Genomic DNA, 21,158 nt, shown 5'->3' with positions numbered 1-21,158 from the left:
GGTTAAACCTTCCATCAAGGGGAAGGTCAAGGGGGAAATGTGAATATCAGTGATGTTGCGAAAAAAACCGGATTGACCAGCAAAGCGATCCGTTTTTATGAAGAGAAGGGGCTGGTGACACCGCCGCTGCGCAGTGAAAATGGCTACCGCAGTTATACGCAACTGCATCTTGATGAACTGACGCTGCTGCGCCAGGCGCGGCAGGTGGGATTTAACCTTGAAGAGTGCGGCGAGCTGGTCACCTTATTCAACGATCCGGCGCGCCATAGCGCAGACGTGAAAAAACGTACGCTTGAGAAAGTGGCTGAGATTGAACGCCACATTACCGAGTTACAGGCGATGCGTCAGCAGCTTCTGGCGCTGGCTGAATCCTGTCCGGGGGATGACAGCGCCGACTGCCCGATTATCGATAATCTGTCCGGCTGCTGTCATCGTAAGGCTCATGCCTGACAGGCTTTAACCCGCAGGGTTATCCCTTCCACCGCAATGACCTCAACCTGCGTGCCGGCGCTGAGGTCATCGTCGGCCACCACGGGCCATGAACTGTCGCCTACGCGCATATGTCCGCGCCCGTTAACCAGCGCCGTGTCGAGCGTAAAACGTTTGCCGACAATCTGCTGCCCGCGCTGATTGAGGTGGGCGTCGAGCGGTTTCTGCCCTGTCACCTGGCGGTTAAGCCAGCGCCACCACAGCCAGGCGGCCAACAGCGTCAGCACGGCAAATAATGCCCCCTGCCACGCCCAGTCCAGGGGCAGTAGCCAGACCACTAACCCGGTAATGACAGCGGCAACACCGCTCCAGAGCAGGTAACCGTTGCCGCCAAGCATCTCCGCGGCCAGCAATAAGCCACCGAGGCTTAGCCAGAATGCATGAGGATGTGCGACGATTAGCTCAATCATTTTTTGCGCTCGTTTCCGCTGTCTTTGATAAGTTCCGTGATCCCGGCGATGGAGCCCATCAGGCTGCTGGCATCCAGCGGCATCATCACCACTTTGCTGTTGTTCGCGGAGCCAATCTCTTTCAGCGCGTCAGTGTATTTTTGCGCAACGAAGTAGTTCACCGCCTGGATATCACCTGCCGCAATTGCTTCAGAGACCATCTGGGTGGCGCGGGCTTCCGCTTCTGCAGAACGTTCACGGGCTTCCGCCTGTAAGAAGGCAGACTGGCGTTCACCTTCCGCTTTCAGGATCTGCGACTGTTTTTCCCCTTCGGCTTTCAGGATCTCTGCCTGACGCACCCCTTCAGCTTCCAGAATGTAGGCGCGTTTGGTCCGTTCAGCTTTCATCTGCGCGTTCATGGAGGCGATCAGCTCTGCCGGCGGGCGCACGTCGCGGATCTCAATACGGGTGACTTTGATCCCCCACGGGTTGGTGGCCTCGTCGACAATGTGCAGCAAGCGGGTGTTAATGCTGTCGCGCTGAGAGAGCATCTCGTCCAGCTCCATTGAACCGAGCACGGTACGAATGTTGGTCATCGTCAGATTTACGATAGCCAGCTCCAGATTGCTGACTTCATAGGCCGCTTTTGGGGCATCAATAACCTGAATAAAACAGACCGCATCAATGGTGACGTTGGCGTTATCCTTGGAGATCACTTCCTGGGAAGGAATATCCAGCACCTGTTCCATCATATTGATTTTACGTCCAATCCTGTCCATGAAAGGGACAATCAGGCTTAAACCCGGCTGGAGCGTGTTGGTGTAGCGGCCAAAGCGTTCAACGGTCCACTGATACCCCTGTGGGACAATTTTGACGCCAGCGCCGACAATAACCAGCGCAACGAAAATAAGGACAGGTATAACGATAAGCATAAAAACCTCCTGTTTTGCATGCTGTGACGAAGGGAACTGCGTGTGTGTTATAAGTCAGTATATCGGCTATCGGGCTGAAATTCGCCCCTGTAAAGAAGGGGGCGCGACGAATACCGGTAAAACCTTTACTCCAGCCATCGACACACCCTATTCGCGCTGCGTTCGTGAAAGGATTATTCTACGCGTGGTTGCAATAAAGGTGGTTACAGGATGCATGATGAACAATAAAAATACGCTCTTGCAGGTCAGGGATGTCGGTTTTCGTGTGGCAAACGCCACGATCCTTCAACATGTCGATTTTTGTCTTTCCCCGGGTGAGTTCAAACTGATAACAGGGCCGTCAGGCTGTGGCAAAAGTACGTTATTAAAGATTGTCGCTTCACTGCTCAGCCCCACTGAGGGCGCTATTCTGTTTGAAGGGCAGGATATCGCGACACTGTCGCCAGAAAGCTATCGCCAGCAGGTCTCTTACTGCGTGCAAACCCCTTCGCTGTTTGGGGACACGGTTTATGACAACCTGGTCTTTCCGTGGCAAATCCGTCATAAAACGCCGGAGCCAGAAAAATTTATCGCCGATCTGGCCCGCTTTGGCCTGTCGAAAGAGACGCTGACAAAATCCATCAATGAATTATCGGGCGGCGAAAAGCAGCGTGTTTCGCTGATTCGCAATCTGCAGTTTTTGCCGAAGATATTGTTACTGGACGAGATCACCAGCGCGCTGGATGAGGTGAACAAACGCAACGTTAACGAGATTATTCATCGTTACGCAAGCGAGCAGAATATTGCCGTGCTGTGGGTTACGCACGATTCAAACGAAATTACCCATGCGGATGACGTCATTACGCTTGAGCCGCAGGGCGGGAAAATGCAGGAGGCAAACCGTGGGTGAACATAATATTACGAATACGTCGCTGGCGTTTTCGATGGTGCTGGTACTGATCGCTATTGTGGTGAGCTACCGGGAAAAGCTGGGTCTGGAGAAAGATATTATCTGGAGTATCTGCCGTGCGGTTATCCAGCTCATTATTGTCGGCTATGTGCTGAAGTATATTTTTAACGTCAACCACGCGGTGCTGACGCTCCTGATGGTGCTATTTATCTGCTTTAACGCGGCGTGGAACGCGCAGAAACGCAGTAAGTATATCGATAAGGCGTTTGTCTCATCGTTTATCGCCATTACAACCGGGACGGCGCTGACGCTGGCGGTGCTGGTGGTGTCCGGCTCAATCGAGTTTACGCCAATGCAGGTTATCCCTATTTCCGGGATGATTGCGGGGAACGCTATGGTGGCTGTAGGACTGTGTTACAACAACCTCGGCCAGCGATTTAGCAGTGAACAACAGAAGCTGCAGGAGAAATTAAGTCTGGGGGCGACACCGAAAATGGCCTCGGCGGTACTGATCCGCGACAGCATCCGCTCGTCGCTGATCCCAACGGTGGATTCCGCAAAAACGGTTGGGCTGGTTAGCCTGCCGGGAATGATGTCGGGGCTGATTTTTGCCGGTATCGATCCGGTCAAAGCCATTAAATATCAGATCATGGTGACCTTTATGCTGCTCTCTACGGCCAGCCTGTCGACCATCATTGCCTGCTATTTAACCTATCGGAAGTTCTACAACGCGCGCCATCAGCTGGTGGTGACGCAGTTGAAAAAGGCGGGGTGACCGCCTCTTTTGCAGGCCCGGTGAGCGCAAACGGCACCGGGCCTGTTCATCAGTAGAGCAGGGCGTACAGCTGACGGCGGTACGTCGACGCCAGCGCATCGCCGGTGCCCAGCGCGGCCAGGATCTCCTGGAACATTTTCCGCGCCTGACCGTAGGCGGCACCCAGATCGTTTTGCAGATGGCTGAACAGCAGTGCCAGCGCTTCTTCGTTACGTCCCACCTGATGCAGCTGCAGCGCCAGCTGGCTTGCCAGCGCGGCATCGGTCGGGTTATCGGCAACCTGCTGTTGAAGCTGCTGGATCTCCGGCGTATCCGCCGCCTGTTTCAGCAGATCGATCTGCGCGACCAGACCCTGATAACGGGTATCCTGATCCTGCAGTGGAATGGTCTTCAGCACAGCTTCCGCATCGTCGGAACGGTGCAGGGCAATCTGCGTTTCCGCAAGGAGCAGGCCAATCTGGCTGTCCTGTTTCGACAGCTGCCACGCCTCTTTGAGCAGCGGCAGCGCTTCGTCGTATTTGCCTTCCTGCATCAGTCCCATGGCTTCCTGCGCCTTCAGCTCTTCCTCGCGCGGCAGGACTTTATCCAGCAGGGCGCGGATCGCTTCTTCAGGCTGTGGCCCCTGGAAGCCATCAACAGGTTGACCATTCTGGAACAGATAGACGGTAGGAATCGCGCGCAGGCCAAACTGAGACGCCACCATAGGCTCAGCGTCACAATCCAGTTTGGCGAGAATGAACTGGCCATTGTATTGCGCGGCAAGGCTTTCGAGTACCGGCGTCAGCTGCAGACAGTGTTGACTACGCTCAGACCAGAAGTAGAACAGCACCGGTTTGGTCATGGACTGTTCGAGGGTCTGTTGCAGATTTGCTTCAGTAATATTGACGATATTCTGTACGGACATGCGGCCTTCTCTTTTATCGGTTTGTTATTTACATGGGGGTTAGCGACGACGCTTCAACTCAACCGTGTAAAATTTTGTCCATCATCCGGCCCGGCAGCAGGCGTTTTAACCAGCCTACCGCATGGGTTACCAGCGTCACCGGATAGCGCATTTTTGGGTTTTCGCTCTCAAAAGCATGGCGCACTTTAGCGACGACTGCTTCCGGCCCGAGCGTAAAGCGTGCGGCGATACCGGGGTTTTCGACCGGTTTATCCGCCTGGGTCTGGTTAACGTTTTCCGTAAAGCGGGTGCGGATAGGGCCCGGCTCGATCAGGCTGACCTTAATGCCGCTGTGACGCAACTCCATGCGCAGGGCATCGGACCAGGCCTCCAGCGCATATTTACTGGCGGCATAGGCCCCGCGGCCCGGGGTTGAAATCAGCCCCATCACGGAGGAGGTCATCACAATGCGTCCTTCACCGTGCGGCAGCATGGCGGGGAGCAGGCGCATGGTGAGCTGATGGACGCCGAAGAAATTGGTGGAAAACTGTTTTTCCAGCTGCTCGCGGGTGAGCGTGTCCAGGGGACCATACACGCCGTAACCGGCATTGTTAAAAAGGCCGTACAGACGGTTGTCGGTCAGGGCCAGCACCTCATCGGCTGCGCGTTCCACGCTTTCCGGTGAGTCTAAATCCAGTAACACACCGGTAAAGCCCAGCCCGTTCATGCGTTCGACGTCGTCGGGTTTACGGCAGGCCGCCAGTACCCAATATCCCTGACGCTTCAATTCGAGTGCACTTTCAAGACCGATTCCGCTGGAACATCCTGTAATTAAGACCGATTTTTGCATAACTTTACCTGTCAGGATCTCCGCTGAATTAGGAGTCATGTTTAACTAAAGGGGCCAGCCGTGTTGCCATCCAGTCGGCAATAAACGGCTGCGCATCGCGATTGGGGTGGATCCCATCGTCTTGCATCCACTGGGGTTTGAGATAGACCTCTTCCATAAAAAATGGCAGCAGCGGAATATCAAACTCGTTGGCAAGCTTTGGGTAGATCGCGCTAAAGGCTTCATTATACCGACGTCCATAGTTGGCGGGCAGGCGAATTTGCATCAGCAGCGGTTGCGCATTCGCGGCCTTAATATCCTTAAGGATCGTGCGCAGGGTCTGTTCCGTTTGCTGAGGCTGGAAACCACGCAAGCCATCATTACCGCCCAGCTCAACCAGCACCCATCGCGGTTGATGCTGTTTGAGTAAGGCTGGCAGGCGCGACAAGCCTTGCTGCGAGGTATCACCGCTGATGCTGCCATTAATAACCGTTGTCTTACTCTGCCATTTGTCATTGAGCAGAGCTGGCCAGGCCGCGTTGGCCGCCATGCGATAGCCTGCACTCAGGCTGTCACCGAGAACCAGTAACGTGTCCGCTGCCGCCGCGCGGAAGGTCATCAGGATTAAAAACAGGAAGGGCAAATGCCAGCGGAAAACATTGTTGAAGTTCATCGTCTTAAGAAGTCCGTCGGTCAGGGGGAACACGAGCTTTCCATCCTCACCGGAGTTGAACTCGTTGTCAAACGCGCCGAAACCATTGCGCTGATTGGCGAGTCCGGCTCCGGGAAGTCCACGCTGCTGGCCATTTTAGCCGGTCTGGACGACGGCAGCAGTGGAGAGGTCAACCTGGTCGGGCAACCGCTGCATCAGCTTGATGAAGAGGCGCGTGCCGCGCTCCGTGCACGTCATATCGGGTTTGTCTTTCAGTCCTTCATGCTGATCCCGACGCTCAATGCCCTGGAAAACGTTGAACTGCCGGCGCTGCTGCGCGGCGAGAACAGCCGTGAAAGTCGCGCCCACGCGAAGGCATTGCTGGAGCAGCTTGGGCTTGGCAAACGCCTCGACCATCTTCCGGCGCAGCTTTCCGGCGGGGAGCAACAGCGTGTGGCCCTGGCCCGGGCGTTTAACGGCCGCCCGGACGTGCTGTTTGCGGATGAGCCTACCGGAAACCTCGACCGTAAGACCGGGGATAAAATTGCCGACCTGCTGTTTTCGCTCAACCGCGAACACGGTACCACGCTGATTCTGGTGACCCACGATCCGCAACTGGCTGCCCGCTGCGACCGTCGCCTGCGGCTGGTTAACGGTGAACTGCAGGAGGAAGCATGATTGCCCGCTGGTTCTGGCGCGAATGGCGCTCGCCCACGCTGTTGATTGTCTGGATGGCGTTAAGCCTGGCGGTAGCCTGCGTGCTGGCGCTGGGCAGCGTCAGCGATCGCATGGAGAAAGGGTTAAGCCAGCAAAGCCGCGAGTTTATGGCCGGAGACAGGGCGCTGCAAAGCTCGCGTCCCGTCCCGCCGGGCTGGCTTGAGGAGGCGCGTAAGCGTGGACTGAAGGTGGGGGAACAGCTGAGCTTTCAGACCATGACCTTTGCCGGCGATACGCCGCAGCTGGCGAGCGTCAAAGCCGTCGACGACCTTTACCCGCTGTACGGTGAATTGCAGACCAGCCCGCCTGGCTTAAAGCCGAAACCGGGGACGGTGCTGCTGGCGCCACGTTTAATGGCGCTGCTGAACCTGAAAACGGGTGACAGCATTGACGTGGGTGACGCCACGCTCCGTATCGCCGGGGAAGTGGTTCAGGAACCTGACTCCGGCTTTAACCCGTTCCAGCTTGCCCCGCGCTTGCTGATGAATACCGCTGATGTGGCGAATACCCATGCCGTACAGCCGGGAAGCCGCGTCACCTGGCGCTATAAGTTTGCGGGAACGCCCGCCCAGCTTGACGCGTATGAAAAATGGCTGCTGCCGCAGTTAAAACCAGAGCACCGCTGGTACGGACTGGAGCAGGACGAAGGGGCGCTTGGTAAATCTCTCGAACGTTCTCAGCAGTTCCTGCTGCTTTCAGCGCTGTTAACCCTACTGTTGGCCGTGGCGGCGGTGGCGGTGGCCATGGGGCACTACTGCCGCAGCCGATACGATCTGGTGGCGATCCTCAAAACCCTCGGCGCGGGCAGCGCCCAGCTGCGTAAGCTGATTGTCGGCCAGTGGCTGATGCTGCTGGTGTTGTCAGCACTCACCGGTGGGGCGATGGGGCTGCTGTTTGAAAAGCTGCTGATGGTCATGCTGAAACCGGTACTGCCTGCCGCACTTCCACCGGCCAGCCTCTGGCCGTGGCTGTGGGCGATTGGCGCGATGATGGTGATCTCGGTGCTGGTGGGGCTTCGCCCGTACCGGCTGTTGCTCGCGACGCAGCCGCTGCGCGTGCTGCGCCGTGACGTGGTGGCCAACGTCTGGCCGCTGAAGTTCTATCTTCCTGTCATTGTTGCGGTTTCGGTTGGGTTGTTGGCCTGGCTGATGGGCGGCAGCACGCTGCTGTGGGCCGTACTGGCCGGGGCGGTGGTGCTGGCGCTGCTGTGTGGTGTGGTCGGCTGGGTGCTCCTTAATGTGCTTAAAAAGCTGACGGTGAAGTCGCTTCCCGTGCGGCTGGCGGTGAACCGTCTGCTGCACCAGCCCTGGTCTACGCTGAGTCAGCTGTCTGCCTTTTCGCTGTCGTTTATGCTGCTGGCACTGCTGCTGGTGCTGCGCGGCGATCTGCTGGATCGCTGGCAACAGCAGCTTCCGCCGGAAAGCCCGAACTATTTCCTGATCAATATCGCCCCTGAGCAGGTGACACCGCTGAAGACGTTCCTGGCGGAACACCAGATTGTGCCGGAGTCGTTCTACCCCATCGTCCGCGCGCGTCTGACGCAGATCAACGGCCAGTCCACGGAGGGAAACAAGGATGAATCGCTTAACCGCGAACTGAACCTGACCTGGCAGGAGAAACGTCCAGATCACAACCCGATTACCGCCGGCAGCTGGCCGCCGAAAGCGGGTGAAGTGTCGATGGAAGAGGGGCTGGCGACGCGTCTGAACGTCAGGCTGGGCGACAGCGTGACCTTTACCGGCGATACCCAGGACTTTAGCGCTAAGGTCACCAGCCTGCGTAAGGTGGACTGGGAAAGCCTGCGGCCGAACTTCTTCTTTATTTTCCCCGCAGGCGCACTGGACGGGCAGCCGCAAAGCTGGCTCACCAGTTTCCGCTGGGAAAACGGCAACGGTATGCTGACCCGGCTGAACCGCGAATTTCCGACGGTCAGCCTGCTGGATATTGGCGCGATCCTTAAACAGGTCGGGCAGGTGCTGGAGCAGGTCAGCCGGGCTCTGGAGGTCATGGTGGTGCTGGTGACGATTTGCGGCGTACTGTTGCTGCTGGCCCAGGTGCAGGTCGGGATGCGGCAGCGTCATCAGGAGCTGGTGGTCTATCGCACGCTCGGGGCGAGTAAGCGACTGCTGCGCACCACGCTGTGGAGCGAGTTCGCCCTGCTGGGGCTGGTCTCGGGTCTGGTGGCGGCGATGGGTGCTGAGACGGCGTTAGCCGTGCTGCAGACCCGCGTCTTCGATTTCCCGTGGGAGCCTGACTGGCGACTGTGGTTCACGCTGCCGGTCTGCGGTGCGGTGCTGCTGTCGCTGTGCGGCGGCTGGCTCGGCACGCGATTGCTAAAAGGGAAAGCGCTGTTCCGTCAGTTTGCCAGTTAGTTCAAATCCGTGATAATTACGCACCGGTTTATCTGCTGGTGCGTAATAATTTAGCAGCACAAATCGGTAATACCCATGCGTTTAGTAGCACAAAACATTAAAAACCCGCGCACACAGCAAGATTATTTCCAGTTAATATTCACCTGCTAAATATTTAGCAGCGTGTCTATAAAGGAAAAATAATGACTATAAAAAAATCAGCGCTGGCAGTAACAATTGGCGCAGCAGTGGCATTGACCTCCTTCGCATCTCAGGCGGAAATCACGGTTCTTAAACAAGACCCTCAGGCAGGTAACCCGCTGAGCCGTCTTAACTTTACCGTTGGCGGCAGTATTCGTCCTCAGTTCAACATGATGTCGGGCGACGGCGATAAAGGATCCTACAAACGTAATGGCTTCGACGGCGGCACCCGTTTCCGTTTCGCAGCAGATTACTATCTGTTTGATGACATCAGCTGGATCAGCTACTACGAGCTGGGTGTGAACATTCCGGCGCTGTTCAACTGGGATAATCACTACGCTGAAGGTGCTAACGACACCTCTCGCCGTATGCTGTACACCGGTCTGAAGAGCGACACCTGGGGTACGCTGACCTTCGGTCAACAGAACAGCGTTTACTATGATGTGGTTGGCGTGAAAACCGATATCTGGGACTACGACATGATTGGTCAGGCTCCAGGTAACGGGATAAACGGTGACTACGACGGCTCTTATCGTTCACGCAAAATGCTGAAATATAAGAAAACCGTAGGCGATGCGGATATCTATGCATCCTACCTGTTTGAAGACAGCGAATACCTGCCGGGCAATGGCCTGCGTTACAAACGTAAAGGCGGCGGTTCACTGGGTCTGGATTACCACCTGACCACCGATCTGACCTGGGGCGCAGCGTGGAACTACACCCGCGCGGACATGCGTAACCCGGACAACGGCGACAGCAAATCTTACGACCAGAATATCCTCGGTACCGCGCTGAGCTGGACGCCGGATAACTGGACCTTCTCGGCTGGCGGCGGCTGGTACCAGAACTTCCTGACCACCAAAAAAGTGTCTACTGACAACTACTTTGCCGGTGATGCATGGGGTATTGAATACTTCGCAGGGTACAAATTCCCAATCGATCAGTATGCGGTGAAATCCATCCAGCCTTACTTCATGGGTGACCGTATTGAGTACGTGAATGGTCGTAACTACCAGCGTATCGATAACGGCGTGGGTGTTAGCGTCCAGCTGGACTACGGTTTCCGTGTTGATTACGAACACGTGTTCACCTCCAGCACGGATAACCTGGGCGACATGAACCTGGTGCGTCTGCGTTACGACTTCTAAGTTCAGTCAGCAGGGGAGTCACCCCGATATGAAAACGGCAACCCTGGGTTGCCGTTTTCTTTTTGCGCGTGATTCAGCGATTGAGCCAGTCAGCAACGTCCTCAAACGTTCCGCGATACACAATCTTCTCCGCCTTTTTTGCCAGCTGCCAGGTGTACATCGGGTCGTAATAGTCGTTCAGCAGCGGGGCAAGCCAGCGTAAATGCGCGTCGGTGCTGCCAGAACGTTGTTGCTCCTGCAGGGCGGAATCCAGCAGCGCCGTAAAGTCTGCAAAGCGCTGCAGCCCCAGACGGCGGCGAATGGCAAACAGGCCGTGGTGCAGGTATTCGCTGTACGCGTTCCAGCCCGCCTCTTCGCCAAAGGCAGCAGAAAAATCCGCCCACATATGGTCGAAATACTCTTCACGCAGGCGTTCAAGACGGACATCAAACGGGTCTTCTACTACCACAACAGGCGCCTGAACCATGCGGTCTCGCAGGCATTCCGGCAGGTGGTTGGAGCCAATCATCCGCCCTTCATCCTCAAGCACCCAGCGTGCGGCCTCTTTTTTCAACAGCACGACGGCGAGCTGGTTTTCGAAACTCGCCTGCGAAAGCTGTGGTGTAAGCGTGCGGCCAAACGACGAGCCGCGATGGTGTGCCAGCCCTTCCAGATCCACACCCTGCGCGTGCTGTTTCACCAGCAACGTTTTGCCGCTCCCGGTACAGCCGCCGATCAGCACCATCGGTTTTTGCACCTGCTCAGCGGTTACCTCAATTGCGGTCTGACGCAGCGCTTTATAGCCGCCTGCGATCAGCGGGTAATCCACGCCGCGCGCTTTCAACCAGGCCTGAGTGATATGCGAGCGTTGACCGCCACGCGCGCAGCAGAGGTAGCCGGTGGGGTGGGAGAGGCAGGCTTCGCGCCAGGCGTTAATGCGCATCTCACGGGTGCTGCCTGCGACCAGACTATGGCCGAGTGCAAGCGCAGCGTCCGGCCCCTGGCGTTTATAGCAGGTACCGACGGCGGCGCGTTCATCATCGTTCATCAGAGGCAGGTTGATTGCCGCAGGCATCGCGCCCTGGGCGAATTCGATCGGCGCGCGAACGTCGATTAAAGGGGTATCGGATGCGAGGATCGCGCGATAGTCCGTTCCATCGTTCATGGTTTTTCCAGAAGAAAACTAAGCTGCAATGGGCGGGGATTGTACGCCGGGGAGGGGGAAGGTCAACTCCCCGGCAGAGGAGTATTACTTAAGCTTTGATTGCGCCCAGATAATTCCGCTCGCGTATTCCGGCGGCAGGAGAGGAATAATCGCTTCCAGCGTGGCGCTCAGACGATCGGTGTCGGTATCGTTCAGGTTCAGGTGACCGACCTTACGACCCGGACGCACCTCTTTGTCATACCAGTGCAGATGCACCAGCGGCAGCTTGAGCCAGTCGTAGTTCAGATCGGTACCGATCAGGTTGATCATCACCGACGGGCTGTTGACCACCGGCTGCGGCAGCGGCAGGTCAGTGATGGCGCGCAGGTGCAGCTCGAACTGGCTGATGGACGCCCCGTTTTGGGTCCAGTGACCACTGTTGTGAACGCGCGGTGCCAGTTCGTTAATCAGCAGACCGGACGGCGTGACAAAACACTCCATCGCCATGACGCCGACGTAACCGAGTTCGTGCATGATGGCAGAGAGCATCTCTTCTGCCTGCGCCTGCTGTTCAGCACTGGCTTGCGGGAATGCAACGCTGGTACGCAGGATCCCGTCCTGATGCAGGTTATGCGTCAGCGGATAAAAAACGGTATGGCCGTCCTGCCCGCGAGCGCCCACCAGCGAGACTTCACCGCTGAAGTTAATGCCCTGCTCAACGATGCACTCCCCGTAGCAATCGTCCGGCAGCTCGTGAGTGTCATCGGCGCGCAGACGCCACTGTCCACGACCGTCGTACCCGCCGACGCGACGCTTCACAATTGCCAGATCGCCCAGCATTGCGAATACATCCTTCCACTCGCTTTTATCGGACAACAGCTGCCACGGCGCAGTCGGCAGCCCGAGCTTATCGAACAGCTGCTTTTGCGTCAGACGGTCAGCAATAATGGGAAAGACGTCGCGGTTAACGAAGGCATTATGACGTGCCAGCTCGCGCGTCAGGGCCGTTTGTGGCCAGCGTTCAATCTCCGCGGTGATCACACTCTGGTGAAACGGCACGGCTTCCGGTTCGTCATCCAGCCCGACGGGCCACACGGCAATACCCAGCGGCTCACCGGCCTGACGCAGCATACGGCCTAACTGACCATTACCGAGGACGCATACCTGCTTCATGCCGCACCCCGCGGGTCCGGATTGTCCAGCACCTCGTCGGTCTGGGCTTTACGCCAGTCCGCCAGACGCTGATGTAACGCTTTATCGTGAGTCGCCAGGATCTGCGCGGCGAGCAGGGCAGCGTTGGCAGCGCCCGCTTTACCAATGGCCAGCGTGCCGACCGGAATACCACGCGGCATCTGAACGATGGAATAGAGGCTATCGACACCATTTAACGCAGCGCTTTGCACCGGAACACCCAGAACCGGTACCAGCGTTTTGGCGGCAATCATGCCTGGCAGATGTGCTGCGCCGCCCGCACCGGCAATGATCACCTCATAACCCTTCTCTTCGGCGCTTTCGGCGAAGCTGAACAGTTTGTCTGGTGTACGGTGTGCGGAGACCACTTCAACGTGGTGCGGAACATTCAGGATTTCAAAGATTTCGGCGGTGAACTGCATGGTAGCCCAGTCGCTTTTGGACCCCATCACGATGGCGACACGCGCCGGATTATTGCGGGAAGACATGCGTCTTAAAACTCCTGTGGTGCGAAACACACTGCTTTCGAGGGCACAGAGAATAGCATGTAATAGGGGCAAGGAAAACGGTTGCGCGGTTAAAAACTGAGCCGTTGTGGCTCTCAGGAGATAACAAAACAGACCGCGTTCTGGCGGTCTGTTTTATCAGGCATCGATGTGCTTTGATGTGCTTTTGACGGACGGCACGGTCAGCAGACGTCTTATTTGGTCAGTTCTGCCGTCATGTGAACGCGGTTGTTAAACTGAGCGCTGGTGATTTTGTAAGACGCGCCCTGTTCAGCAGCCTGAGCGGCAATTTTCGCTTCTGCGCGGTCAAGGGTAGAGGCCGTGGCGCTGACGCTCTGGGCGAAAGAACCGAAAGAGATCAGAGAGAGTGCGGCAACTGCAACGAAAGTTTTGATGGATTTCATGGTCGTATTCCTTAAATGTTTTATCTGGGATAGGGCGTGTTGCCCTGATGTGATAAATAATAGGCCGACCACGGGCTGATTAAAATCGAAACAATTTGCCGATATTGTTCAAAAAAATAGAATGATTTTTTGGCGAGTTAAAACGGGAAAGCGATCAGTTCCACACCGTCAGGCGTGACGCTGACCATAGAACCTTCGCTGTGCCAGGCCCCCAGGACGACGCGGTGGGCCGCTTCGCCGTTGGCGGTAAGGGTATGCACATCGGGACGATGAGTATGGCCGTGGATCAACCACTGAACGCGGTGTTTTTCCATGACCCTGACTACCGCCTGGGGATTAACGTCCATAATAGCCATGGATTTGCCGCTGTTGGCGGCCTTACTGTCGGCACGCATTCTGGCTGCGATCCGCTTGCGGATAAACAGCGGCAGAGCCAGGAATAGTTTTTGGATCCACGGGGTATGAACCTTAGCGCGAAACGCCTGATAGCCGGTGTCGTCAGTGCAAAGTGTGTCACCGTGCATGATTAACACCTTTCGGCCATAAAGGTCGAGTACCTGCTCTTCCGGCAGCAGCGTCATGCCGCTTTCGCGGGCGTAGCGCTTGCCGAGCAGGAAATCACGGTTGCCGTGGATAAAGAAGCAGGGGACGCCGGAATCGACCAGCGCGTTAATGGCAGCCGCCATCTCACGGTGCAGCGGGTTGGGATCGTCGTCGCCAATCCAGGCTTCAAACAGGTCACCCAGAATGTAAAGTGCATCGGCACTTTTCGCTTCACCGCGTAAAAAACGCAGAAAACCGGCGGTGATCGCCGGTTCTTCTGTTTGCAGGTGCAAATCTGCAATAAAAAGTGTCGCCACGAATTACTCGCTGACGGTCACGCTGTTAATCACGACGTCTTCTTTTGGAACGTCCTGATGCATGCCGCTGCGGCCGGTCGCCACGGCTTTGATTTTGTCGACTACGTCCATACCTTCAACCACTTCTGCAAAGACGCAGTAGCCCCAACCCTGCAGGCTTTCGCCGGAGAAGTTCAGGAAGTCGTTGTCAGCAACGTTGATGAAGAACTGGGCTGTTGCAGAGTGAGGAGCCTGCGTACGCGCCATCGCCAGCGTACCACGGGTGTTTTTCAGACCGTTGTTCGCTTCGTTTTTGATCGCTTCTTTCGTCGCTTTCTGGTTCATGCCAGGTTCGAAACCGCCGCCCTGGATCATAAAGCCGTTGATCACGCGGTGGAAAATAGTGTTGTTGTAGAAACCTTCGCGGCAGTAGTCCAGGAAGTTTTTAACTGTTTCAGGCGCTTTGTCATCAAAGGTTTTGATTACGATATCGCCATGATTAGTGTGGAAAGTAACCATTTTTGCATCCTGTTCCGTTATTGTGGTACGTCGACCCGCGTTTGGGTCATCTATAGGGGCTTGTTATAGCATAACCACAGGATGCGATCACCTTGCATTGTGTGCTGCTTCAGGTTTGAATTACAGGTAGAATAACCGGTTTTCAACCACACACGTGTTTACATGGAATCTTCGATGTTAAAAATCTTTAATACAATGACGCGCCAAAAAGAGGAATTTAAACCTATCCATGCCGGGGAAGTCGGCATGTACGTGTGTGGTATTACGGTTTACGATCTCTGTCATATCGGCCATGGCCGTACCTTTGTTGCATTCGACGTTGTCTCGCGCTACCTGCGTTTTCTGGGCTACAACCTGAAATACGTGCGTAACATCACCGACATCGACGACAAAATCATCAAGCGTGCGAACGAAAATGGCGAAAGCTTTGTTGCGCTGGTGGATCGTATGATCGCGGAAATGCACAAAGATTTCGACGCCCTGAATATTCAGCGTCCGGACAGCGAGCCGCGTGCCACCCACCATATCCACGAAATTATCGACATCACCGAAAAGCTGATCGAACGTGGTCACGCCTATGTGGCCGATAACGGTGACGTGATGTTCTCCGTGCCGACTGACCCTACCTACGGTCAGCTTTCCCGTCAGGATCTGGATCAGCTGCAGGCCGGTGCACGCGTTGATGTGGTGGACGTGAAGCGTAACCCGATGGACTTCGTGCTGTGGAAGATGTCCAAAGAGGGCGAACCAAGCTGGCCTTCCCCGTGGGGCGAAGGGCGTCCTGGCTGGCACATTGAGTGCTCGGCGATGAACTGCAAACAGCTGGGCAAACATTTCGATATTCACGGTGGCGGTTCGGATCTGATGTTCCCGCACCATGAAAACGAAATTGCACAGTCAACCTGTGCGCATGGCGGCGAGTACGTGAACTACTGGATGCACTCCGGGATGGTGATGGTTGACCGTGAGAAGATGTCTAAATCTCTGGGCAACTTCTTCACCGTGCGCGACGTGCTGAAATATTACGATGCGGAAACCGTGCGCTACTTCCTGATGTCTGGTCACTATCGCAGCCAGCTGAACTACAGCGAAGAGAACCTGAAACAGGCGCGTGCGGCGCTGGAGCGTCTGTACACTGCCCTGCGCGGTACCGATAAATCTGTACCCGCGGCAGGCGGTGAGGCGTTTGAAGCGCGCTTTATTGACGTGATGAACGATGACTTCAACACGCCGGAAGCCTACTCCGTGCTGTTTGATATGGCGCGTGAAGTTAACCGTCTGAAGTCAGAAGATATGGCGGCGGCGAATGCATTGGCCTCCCATCTGCGTAAGCTCTCTTCGGTACTGGGTCTGCTGGAGCAGGAACCGGATCTGTTCCTGCAAAGCGGTGCGCAGGCGGACGATAGCGAAGTGGCGGAGATTGAGCAACTTATCAACGCGCGTCTGGAAGCGCGTCAGGCGAAAGACTGGGCGGCAGCAGATGCCGCGCGTAACCGTCTCACGGAAATGGGCATCATTCTGGAAGATGGCCCGCAGGGGACCACCTGGCGTCGAAAATAATTCTGGTGCGCGCTGATGCCCTCTCCCACCGGGAGAGGGTGCAAACACGAAAAACGGCAACTGGGTTGCCGTTTTGCTTTTACCTCCGTTTCCACCACAACAGCCCCATCAGCACAACCCCTGGCAGCCACACCCACAGCAGTTCCGACATAATCACCTGATGCCCGTAGGGCGTGGTATAGCGTGACAGCGCAAACGGCGCGACCTTAATGATCTGCCACGGTGCAAAAAACCGTTCATCTGACCACGGCCACAGCCAGCCGACGCCTTTCCCTCCGGTGGTGATGGAATCCAGCAAGCTGTGCGACAGCAGAGACACGGTTAAGAACAGCCAGCAGCGGGTCAGACTTGCCCGAAACCATCGTCGGCCCATCAGTACGCAAAGTATCGGCACCACAAAGGCAAACAGCAGGGAGTGGGTAAAGCCGCGGTGGCCGAACACATTGCCGTAGGCAACGCCGAACTTAAACGCCAGCACGTCGGCGTCCGGCAGCATGGCGAGGACGACGCCGGCAAACAGCAGGCGGGGAGGGATGATTTTACTTCCCAGGCCTAAGCCCAGACACAAAGGCACTGCAGCGTGGGTGATAACGGTAGGCATTGCGATTATCCATGGCAAAGCAGGGAAATATAGCAGCGAATGGGCGCAATGAGGATGGTGTTAGCGTCTTATTTATGCCGATTCCCGGGCAATAAGCTGCCCGGAAAGGGTGATACGCTGTGTTTGCAGATCCGGCTCTTTTAGCTTGCGGATGATCAACCCCGCCGCCTGACGCCCCGTCTCCTCACTGGCGGAGGAAACGTAGGTAAACGAGGGAGACGTCAGGTTCACGTGCAGCATATCTTCAAAACCGACCAGCGCGACCTGCTGGGTGAGAAACACATCTTTCCCCACGGTGCGCCCCACCTGATGAATGCCGGAGATGGAGCCGATCATCGCATCCGGCGAGTGGCAGAGCAGGGCGGTAATGGTGTTGTTTTTTTCCAGCAACTGGCGGGTGGCGAAACCTGCGGCCAGCGTGTCATCGCTACACGCAGGCGAGTATTCCTCACGCCAGACCAGGCCGTTCTGGGTCATCGCGCTGCGAAAGCCGAGCAATCGCTGCTCGCGGATAAGGCAGCCTTCACGACCCCCAATGTAGGCAATGTTGCGGTGCCCGCGCTCGATAAGATAACGCGCGGCAAGGTTCGCCGCCTGGCGGTTGTCGCGCATCACCAGATTGCATTTTTCATCCAGCAGGGACTGAGAGACCACCACCAGCGGCAGCGGGCACTGGCGGATGTGTTCCGGCAGCGAGGATGCCCGGGTGTCAGAGGCCAGATAGATAACGCCGGCGACCCCCTGCTGTTTAAACGACAGCAGGCAGCGCTCAAGATGTTCATGGTCGTTCAGCGGCTGGCCGAGGAAAACCATATACCCCTGTCTCTCCAGCTCCTGGACGATGCTCGCCATCACCTTAATGGAAAAGCTGTCGCTAAAGTCGCGCAGGATCAGGCCGATCAGGTTGGAGGTGTTAGCGCGGAGATTGGCAGCGGCGACGTTGTGAACATAGCCCAGCGTAGTGATGGCAGCATTGACCTTCGCGATCGTTGCGTCTGAAATCTTCCCTTTCTGGCGCAGCACCAGCGACACGGTGGAGACCGAAACGCCCGCATGCTTTGCGACATCAATGATGCTGACTTTCTTCAAAACCGCTCCCTGAAATTTACCGATTATCAGCCAGATAAGACAACGTCCCCCAGCGTACAGGAGACGTGTCGTTCAGGCATCTTATTATTTGCCAATCATGGTGGACATGGTCTGGGCGATAAACTGTGCTCTGGCACCGAAAATCACCTGAATACCGTTATCACCGACGAACACTACGCCGCGGGCGCCAAGGCCGTTCAGACCGTCCTTATCAACCGCTTCACTTTTTGCCACTTCCAGGCGCAGACGGGTGATGCAGGAGCCGACGGAGTCGATGTTGTGCGCGCCGCCCAGCAGGTTGATGATCTCTGTGGCGAGTTCTGAATCTGACTTATCGTCCGCACTGGCGGTCACTTCTGTACGGCCCGGCGTTTTCACGTCGAAACGACGGATCACAAAGCGGAACGTGAAGTAGTAAATCAGGCCCATCGGAATGCCGATAATAATGGCGTTCAGGAAATTGGTTTTGTAGCCGTTAAATGACGGCAGGATCCCGAACGACAGGTAGTCGATAAAGCCCGCAGAGAACGATTTGGCGATATGCGCATGCAGTAGATACATGGTCATGTACGCCAGACCGGCCATGATGGCGTTAAAGACGTACAGAATAGGGGCGACGAAGATAAAGGTAAATTCAACCGGCTCGGTGATCCCCGTCAGGAAGCAGGTGAGCGCCGCAGAGAATAAAATACCGGCCGCGATTTTTTTATTTTTGGTGTGTGCTTCGTGGTACATCGCCAGACACGCCGCAGGCAGCGCGAACAGCATCAGCGGGAATTCACCCTGCATGAACTTACCGGCGTTCTGGTAGCTGTCGCTGCTGAAGGATTTGACCCCTTCTTCCAGCATCTTGAACCAGATGGTCTGGTCGCCGTGAATCACTTGACCGGCCTGGGTGGTGTAATCCCCAAACGAATACCAGAAAGAGGGATACCAGATATGGTGCAGGCCGAGTGGGATCAGCGCACGTTCCACCAGACCGAAGATAAAGGTCGAGGCTGCCTGATTATCGCCATTAACCACCACGGAGAGCGCATCGATGCCCGCCTGGATATGCTGCCAGACATACGGCAACAGCAGGCCGAGCAGGAAAGAGAGAAACGCTGTCGCAATCGCGACAAAGCGTTTTCCGGAGAAGAACCCGAGGAACTCTGGCAGCTGCAGGGTGTGAAAACGGTTATAGCACCAGGCGGCGAGAATCCCGCAGATCAGGCCGCCGAAGACGCCCATCTGCAACGTCGGGATGCCGACCACCATCGCGTATTTGCCGCCCTGTGACGCCATTTCCGGCGTGATGCTCAAGACGGTGCTGATGGTGATGTTGGTGACAAACACCGAGACCGCCGCCGAGAGCGCGGCAATGCCGGACTCGGATGCCAGCCCCACGGCGGAACCAATGGCAAACAGCATCGGCAGGTTATCAAAGATAACCCCGCCCGCGTTCATCATCAGCGGCAGGTGAAACTTATCGCCAAAGGCCAGCAGCAGGCCCGCAGCGGGAAGCAGTGAAATTGGCAGCATTAACGCGCGACCAATCATCGATAATTTAGAGAGCGATTTAACAAACCCTGATATCAGACTCATGCTGATTTCCCCCGAGTAGCGCTTTTTTGGCGCTGTTATTGTAAGTAGAACGTTTTAGTAGAACGTTCTACTTATCGTGGGGAAAGAGTGAAAAACGCGCAACAGAATTTTCACTTTTCAACAGATGAAATAGTGATTATTTGAAGTCGATCGATAATTAACCGTGATGGGTGTGGGGGAATGTGGGTTCCCTCTCCCGACGGGAGAGGGGGAGAGCATCAGGCGGTCACCGTCACGGTTTGCCCTTCAAAGCTCACGGTCTGACCCGCGACAATTTTGCAGCGCTTGCGGGTTTCCACTGCGCCGTCCACCTTAACAAGCCCGTCGGCAATGGCGATTTTGGCCTGTGCGCCGCTTTCGGTCCAGCCTTCCAGCTTCAGCAGATCGCACAGCTCAACGTGCGGGTGTTTACCTAATGAAAATGTGGCCATCTTACGCGTCCTCTACGTCGTGGTACTCTTCGCATGCCTGCAAAGTATTCTGAATCAGTGTGGCAACGGTCATCGGGCCTACGCCGCCCGGAACTGGGGTAATGTAAGAGGCGCGAGCCGCAGCATCTTCGTAAACCACGTCACCAACCACTTTCCCGTTTTCCAGACGGTTAATACCGACGTCCACAACGATCGCGCCTTCTTTAATCCATTCACCCGGAATAAAGCCCGGCTTCCCGACCGCCACGATCAGCAGATCGGCGTTTTCTACGTGATGACGCAGATTTTTGGTGAAGCGGTGGGTCACGGTGGTGGTGCAGCCAGCGAGCAGCAGCTCCATGCTCATCGGACGGCCGACAATGTTTGATGCGCCAATGACCACGGCGTTCAGACCGTAGGTATCGATGTTATAACGCTCCAGCAGCGTAACGATACCGCGCGGCGTGCACGGACGCAGACGCGGGGCGCGCTGGCACAGACGGCCCACGTTGTACGGGTGGAAACCGTCAACGTCTTTGTCGGGGGCGATACGTTCCAGCACCTTCACGTTGTCGATGCCTGCTGGCAGCGGCAGCTGAACCAGAATACCGTCGATCGCGTTGTCGGCATTCAGGGTATCAATAAGTTCCAGCAGTTCTGCTTCGCTGGTGGTTTCCGGCAAATCGTAAGAGCGGGAGACGAACCCCACCTCTTCACACGCTTTGCGTTTGCTGCCGACATAAATCTGCGATGCCGGGTTGCTGCCGACCAGCACAACGGCCAGCCCGGGGGCGCGTTTTCCGGCAGCTTTACGCGCCTTCACTTTTTCCGCGACCTCAGAGCGCACCTGCTGCGCAATCGTTTTACCGTCAATAATCTTTGCTGCCATCAGAGAGAAGATTCCGTCTGTAACGTTTGAAAGGGGGGATTGCCTGTATTTTGTCAGAAGCGAGCGCTGCTGTCAGTCACCCTTTGCGAGTTTTCATCAGGAGGCCGTAAAAACCCTTCTGAGGGGATGGTCAATTTCTTAGGCAGGATTAGGATGTGACCTGGCGAAATGACAGCGTTTTGACATAT

At 56.1% G+C, this 21,158-nt stretch carries 23 protein-coding genes; 7 read left to right on the top strand and 16 right to left on the bottom strand.

Features of this window, described 5'->3' with window-relative positions:
• Window positions 1-39 precede the first annotated feature (39 nt).
• Window positions 40-450 (top strand): Cu(I)-responsive transcriptional regulator, encoded by a 411-nt coding sequence (gene cueR / locus ACMVME_RS13710; protein WP_014168923.1) that lies wholly within the window; start codon window positions 40-42, stop codon window positions 448-450.
• On the opposite strand, the gene ACMVME_RS13705 is transcribed toward cueR, so the two are convergent.
• Both ACMVME_RS13705 and ACMVME_RS13700 read right to left on the bottom strand, forming a co-directional pair.
• Entirely contained in the window at window positions 441-899 is a 459-nt protein-coding gene (locus ACMVME_RS13705; RefSeq protein ID WP_068795148.1) for an NfeD family protein, read from the bottom strand. The two genes, cueR and ACMVME_RS13705, sit on opposite strands and share 10 nt — an antisense overlap.
• Window positions 896-1,810, bottom strand: coding sequence for an SPFH domain-containing protein (locus tag ACMVME_RS13700; protein WP_014168925.1), 915 nt, complete (start codon window positions 1,808-1,810; stop codon window positions 896-898). Before ACMVME_RS13700 ends, ACMVME_RS13705 begins: the two co-directional genes overlap by 4 nt.
• 217 nt (window positions 1,811-2,027) lie before the next feature.
• On the opposite strand from ACMVME_RS13700, the gene fetA reads away from it, so the two are divergent.
• Window positions 2,028-2,699 (top strand): iron efflux ABC transporter ATP-binding subunit FetA, encoded by a 672-nt coding sequence (gene fetA, locus ACMVME_RS13695; RefSeq protein WP_047955126.1) that lies wholly within the window; start codon window positions 2,028-2,030, stop codon window positions 2,697-2,699.
• Window positions 2,692-3,474 carry an iron efflux ABC transporter permease subunit FetB gene (gene fetB / locus ACMVME_RS13690; RefSeq protein WP_020885171.1) on the top strand — a complete coding sequence of 261 codons (783 nt, stop codon included), beginning with the start codon at window positions 2,692-2,694 and terminating at the stop codon, window positions 3,472-3,474. The genes fetA and fetB overlap by 8 nt, the downstream gene beginning before the upstream one ends.
• Before the next feature lie 49 nt (window positions 3,475-3,523).
• On the opposite strand, the gene ACMVME_RS13685 is transcribed toward fetB, so the two are convergent.
• Genes ACMVME_RS13685 through tesA form a run of 3 tightly spaced genes read right to left on the bottom strand, consistent with a single transcriptional unit; the run spans window position 3,524 to window position 5,859 of the window.
• Window positions 3,524-4,378 carry a co-chaperone YbbN gene (locus ACMVME_RS13685; protein WP_414743450.1) on the bottom strand — a complete coding sequence of 285 codons (855 nt, stop codon included), beginning with the start codon at window positions 4,376-4,378 and terminating at the stop codon, window positions 3,524-3,526.
• 58 nt (window positions 4,379-4,436) lie between these two features.
• A complete protein-coding gene (locus ACMVME_RS13680) occupies window positions 4,437-5,246 on the bottom strand; it encodes an SDR family oxidoreductase (protein ID WP_014168929.1) in 810 nt (269 codons plus the stop codon).
• On the bottom strand, window positions 5,236-5,859 hold the full coding sequence (gene tesA / locus ACMVME_RS13675) for a multifunctional acyl-CoA thioesterase I/protease I/lysophospholipase L1 (RefSeq protein WP_025206538.1): 624 nt from the start codon (window positions 5,857-5,859) through the stop codon (window positions 5,236-5,238). The genes ACMVME_RS13680 and tesA overlap by 11 nt, the downstream gene beginning before the upstream one ends.
• Between tesA and ybbA the strand changes: the two genes are divergently transcribed.
• The 3 genes from ybbA (at window position 5,830) to ACMVME_RS13660 (ending at window position 10,255) form a co-directional block, all read left to right on the top strand.
• Complete coding sequence (gene ybbA / locus ACMVME_RS13670) at window positions 5,830-6,516, top strand: putative ABC transporter ATP-binding protein YbbA (RefSeq protein ID WP_068795147.1); 687 nt, start codon at window positions 5,830-5,832, stop codon at window positions 6,514-6,516. The genes tesA and ybbA overlap by 30 nt on opposite strands.
• Window positions 6,513-8,927, top strand: a complete 2,415-nt coding sequence (gene ybbP, locus ACMVME_RS13665; RefSeq protein ID WP_068795146.1) for a putative ABC transporter permease subunit YbbP — start codon at window positions 6,513-6,515, stop codon at window positions 8,925-8,927. Before ybbA ends, ybbP begins: the two co-directional genes overlap by 4 nt.
• Window positions 8,928-9,109: 182 nt before the next feature.
• The gene (locus ACMVME_RS13660) at window positions 9,110-10,255 is read left to right on the top strand and encodes a porin (RefSeq protein ID WP_032677564.1); all 1,146 of its coding nucleotides are present in this window, start codon (window positions 9,110-9,112) and stop codon (window positions 10,253-10,255) included.
• Window positions 10,256-10,328: 73 nt separating this feature from the next.
• Here ACMVME_RS13660 and mnmH read toward each other — a convergent pair whose 3' ends face one another.
• The 6 genes from mnmH to ppiB form a co-directional block, all read right to left on the bottom strand.
• Window positions 10,329-11,399: a tRNA 2-selenouridine(34) synthase MnmH gene (gene mnmH, locus ACMVME_RS13655; protein WP_068795145.1), complete on the bottom strand. Its 1,071-nt coding sequence runs from the start codon at window positions 11,397-11,399 to the stop codon at window positions 10,329-10,331.
• Between the two features lie 84 nt (window positions 11,400-11,483).
• Window positions 11,484-12,551, bottom strand: coding sequence for a 5-(carboxyamino)imidazole ribonucleotide synthase (gene purK, locus ACMVME_RS13650; protein WP_014168935.1), 1,068 nt, complete (start codon window positions 12,549-12,551; stop codon window positions 11,484-11,486).
• Window positions 12,548-13,057: a 5-(carboxyamino)imidazole ribonucleotide mutase gene (gene purE, locus ACMVME_RS13645; RefSeq protein WP_041162452.1), complete on the bottom strand. Its 510-nt coding sequence runs from the start codon at window positions 13,055-13,057 to the stop codon at window positions 12,548-12,550. The genes purK and purE overlap by 4 nt, the downstream gene beginning before the upstream one ends.
• Before the next feature lie 212 nt (window positions 13,058-13,269).
• Window positions 13,270-13,479 carry a YdgH/BhsA/McbA-like domain containing protein gene (locus tag ACMVME_RS13640; protein WP_013095921.1) on the bottom strand — a complete coding sequence of 70 codons (210 nt, stop codon included), beginning with the start codon at window positions 13,477-13,479 and terminating at the stop codon, window positions 13,270-13,272.
• Window positions 13,480-13,616: 137 nt separating this feature from the next.
• Window positions 13,617-14,339, bottom strand: a complete 723-nt coding sequence (lpxH, locus tag ACMVME_RS13635; RefSeq protein WP_040016809.1) for a UDP-2,3-diacylglucosamine diphosphatase — start codon at window positions 14,337-14,339, stop codon at window positions 13,617-13,619.
• A gap of 3 nt (window positions 14,340-14,342) precedes the next feature.
• On the bottom strand, window positions 14,343-14,837 hold the full coding sequence (gene ppiB / locus ACMVME_RS13630; RefSeq protein WP_014168939.1) for a peptidylprolyl isomerase B: 495 nt from the start codon (window positions 14,835-14,837) through the stop codon (window positions 14,343-14,345).
• Between the two features lie 174 nt (window positions 14,838-15,011).
• Here ppiB and cysS point away from each other — a divergent pair, with 174 nt between their 5' ends.
• Window positions 15,012-16,397, top strand: coding sequence for a cysteine--tRNA ligase (gene cysS / locus ACMVME_RS13625; protein WP_020885161.1), 1,386 nt, complete (start codon window positions 15,012-15,014; stop codon window positions 16,395-16,397).
• Between the two features lie 79 nt (window positions 16,398-16,476).
• Here cysS and ACMVME_RS13620 read toward each other — a convergent pair whose 3' ends face one another.
• The 5 genes from ACMVME_RS13620 to folD all read right to left on the bottom strand — a co-directional run bounded on the left by ACMVME_RS13620 (window position 16,477) and on the right by folD (window position 20,970).
• On the bottom strand, window positions 16,477-16,998 hold the full coding sequence (locus ACMVME_RS13620; RefSeq protein WP_068795144.1) for a metal-dependent hydrolase: 522 nt from the start codon (window positions 16,996-16,998) through the stop codon (window positions 16,477-16,479).
• Between the two features lie 72 nt (window positions 16,999-17,070).
• A complete protein-coding gene (gene malI, locus ACMVME_RS13615) occupies window positions 17,071-18,087 on the bottom strand; it encodes a Mal regulon transcriptional regulator MalI (protein WP_014168942.1) in 1,017 nt (338 codons plus the stop codon).
• An 84-nt stretch (window positions 18,088-18,171) separates the two neighbouring features.
• Window positions 18,172-19,671, bottom strand: coding sequence for a PTS transporter subunit EIIC (locus tag ACMVME_RS13610; RefSeq protein ID WP_014168943.1), 1,500 nt, complete (start codon window positions 19,669-19,671; stop codon window positions 18,172-18,174).
• A gap of 218 nt (window positions 19,672-19,889) precedes the next feature.
• Window positions 19,890-20,102 carry a ribosome-associated protein YbcJ gene (ybcJ, locus tag ACMVME_RS13605; RefSeq protein ID WP_014168944.1) on the bottom strand — a complete coding sequence of 71 codons (213 nt, stop codon included), beginning with the start codon at window positions 20,100-20,102 and terminating at the stop codon, window positions 19,890-19,892.
• Between the two features lies 1 nt (window position 20,103).
• Window positions 20,104-20,970 carry a bifunctional methylenetetrahydrofolate dehydrogenase/methenyltetrahydrofolate cyclohydrolase FolD gene (gene folD / locus ACMVME_RS13600; RefSeq protein WP_014168945.1) on the bottom strand — a complete coding sequence of 289 codons (867 nt, stop codon included), beginning with the start codon at window positions 20,968-20,970 and terminating at the stop codon, window positions 20,104-20,106.
• Window positions 20,971-21,158: the final 188 nt, after the last annotated feature.

This window comes from Enterobacter cloacae complex sp. 2024EL-00711, assembly GCF_047529885.1.
Taxonomy (GTDB): domain Bacteria; phylum Pseudomonadota; class Gammaproteobacteria; order Enterobacterales; family Enterobacteriaceae; genus Enterobacter; species Enterobacter ludwigii.
This window is presented reverse-complemented; position numbering and strand designations above follow the sequence as displayed.

What these genes read in the sequence shown, in the direction of transcription:
- purK (WP_014168935.1), bottom strand. Translation starts at nt 12,551, where the DNA reads ATGAAGCAGGTATGCGTCCTCGGTAATGGTCAGTTAGGCCGTATGCTG.
- tesA (WP_025206538.1), bottom strand. Translation starts at nt 5,859, where the DNA reads ATGAACTTCAACAATGTTTTCCGCTGGCATTTGCCCTTCCTGTTTTTA.
- ACMVME_RS13660 (WP_032677564.1), top strand. Translation starts at nt 9,110, where the DNA reads ATGACTATAAAAAAATCAGCGCTGGCAGTAACAATTGGCGCAGCAGTG.
- cysS (WP_020885161.1), top strand. Translation starts at nt 15,012, where the DNA reads ATGTTAAAAATCTTTAATACAATGACGCGCCAAAAAGAGGAATTTAAA.
- ACMVME_RS13610 (WP_014168943.1), bottom strand. Translation starts at nt 19,671, where the DNA reads ATGAGTCTGATATCAGGGTTTGTTAAATCGCTCTCTAAATTATCGATG.
- folD (WP_014168945.1), bottom strand. Translation starts at nt 20,970, where the DNA reads ATGGCAGCAAAGATTATTGACGGTAAAACGATTGCGCAGCAGGTGCGC.
- ybcJ (WP_014168944.1), bottom strand. Translation starts at nt 20,102, where the DNA reads ATGGCCACATTTTCATTAGGTAAACACCCGCACGTTGAGCTGTGCGAT.
- ACMVME_RS13620 (WP_068795144.1), bottom strand. Translation starts at nt 16,998, where the DNA reads ATGCCTACCGTTATCACCCACGCTGCAGTGCCTTTGTGTCTGGGCTTA.
- ppiB (WP_014168939.1), bottom strand. Translation starts at nt 14,837, where the DNA reads ATGGTTACTTTCCACACTAATCATGGCGATATCGTAATCAAAACCTTT.
- ACMVME_RS13700 (WP_014168925.1), bottom strand. Translation starts at nt 1,810, where the DNA reads ATGCTTATCGTTATACCTGTCCTTATTTTCGTTGCGCTGGTTATTGTC.
- ACMVME_RS13680 (WP_014168929.1), bottom strand. Translation starts at nt 5,246, where the DNA reads ATGACTCCTAATTCAGCGGAGATCCTGACAGGTAAAGTTATGCAAAAA.
- fetA (WP_047955126.1), top strand. Translation starts at nt 2,028, where the DNA reads ATGAACAATAAAAATACGCTCTTGCAGGTCAGGGATGTCGGTTTTCGT.
- ybbA (WP_068795147.1), top strand. Translation starts at nt 5,830, where the DNA reads ATGCCAGCGGAAAACATTGTTGAAGTTCATCGTCTTAAGAAGTCCGTC.
- mnmH (WP_068795145.1), bottom strand. Translation starts at nt 11,399, where the DNA reads ATGAACGATGGAACGGACTATCGCGCGATCCTCGCATCCGATACCCCT.
- ACMVME_RS13640 (WP_013095921.1), bottom strand. Translation starts at nt 13,479, where the DNA reads ATGAAATCCATCAAAACTTTCGTTGCAGTTGCCGCACTCTCTCTGATC.
- ybbP (WP_068795146.1), top strand. Translation starts at nt 6,513, where the DNA reads ATGATTGCCCGCTGGTTCTGGCGCGAATGGCGCTCGCCCACGCTGTTG.
- ACMVME_RS13705 (WP_068795148.1), bottom strand. Translation starts at nt 899, where the DNA reads ATGATTGAGCTAATCGTCGCACATCCTCATGCATTCTGGCTAAGCCTC.
- ACMVME_RS13685 (WP_414743450.1), bottom strand. Translation starts at nt 4,378, where the DNA reads ATGTCCGTACAGAATATCGTCAATATTACTGAAGCAAATCTGCAACAG.
- purE (WP_041162452.1), bottom strand. Translation starts at nt 13,057, where the DNA reads ATGTCTTCCCGCAATAATCCGGCGCGTGTCGCCATCGTGATGGGGTCC.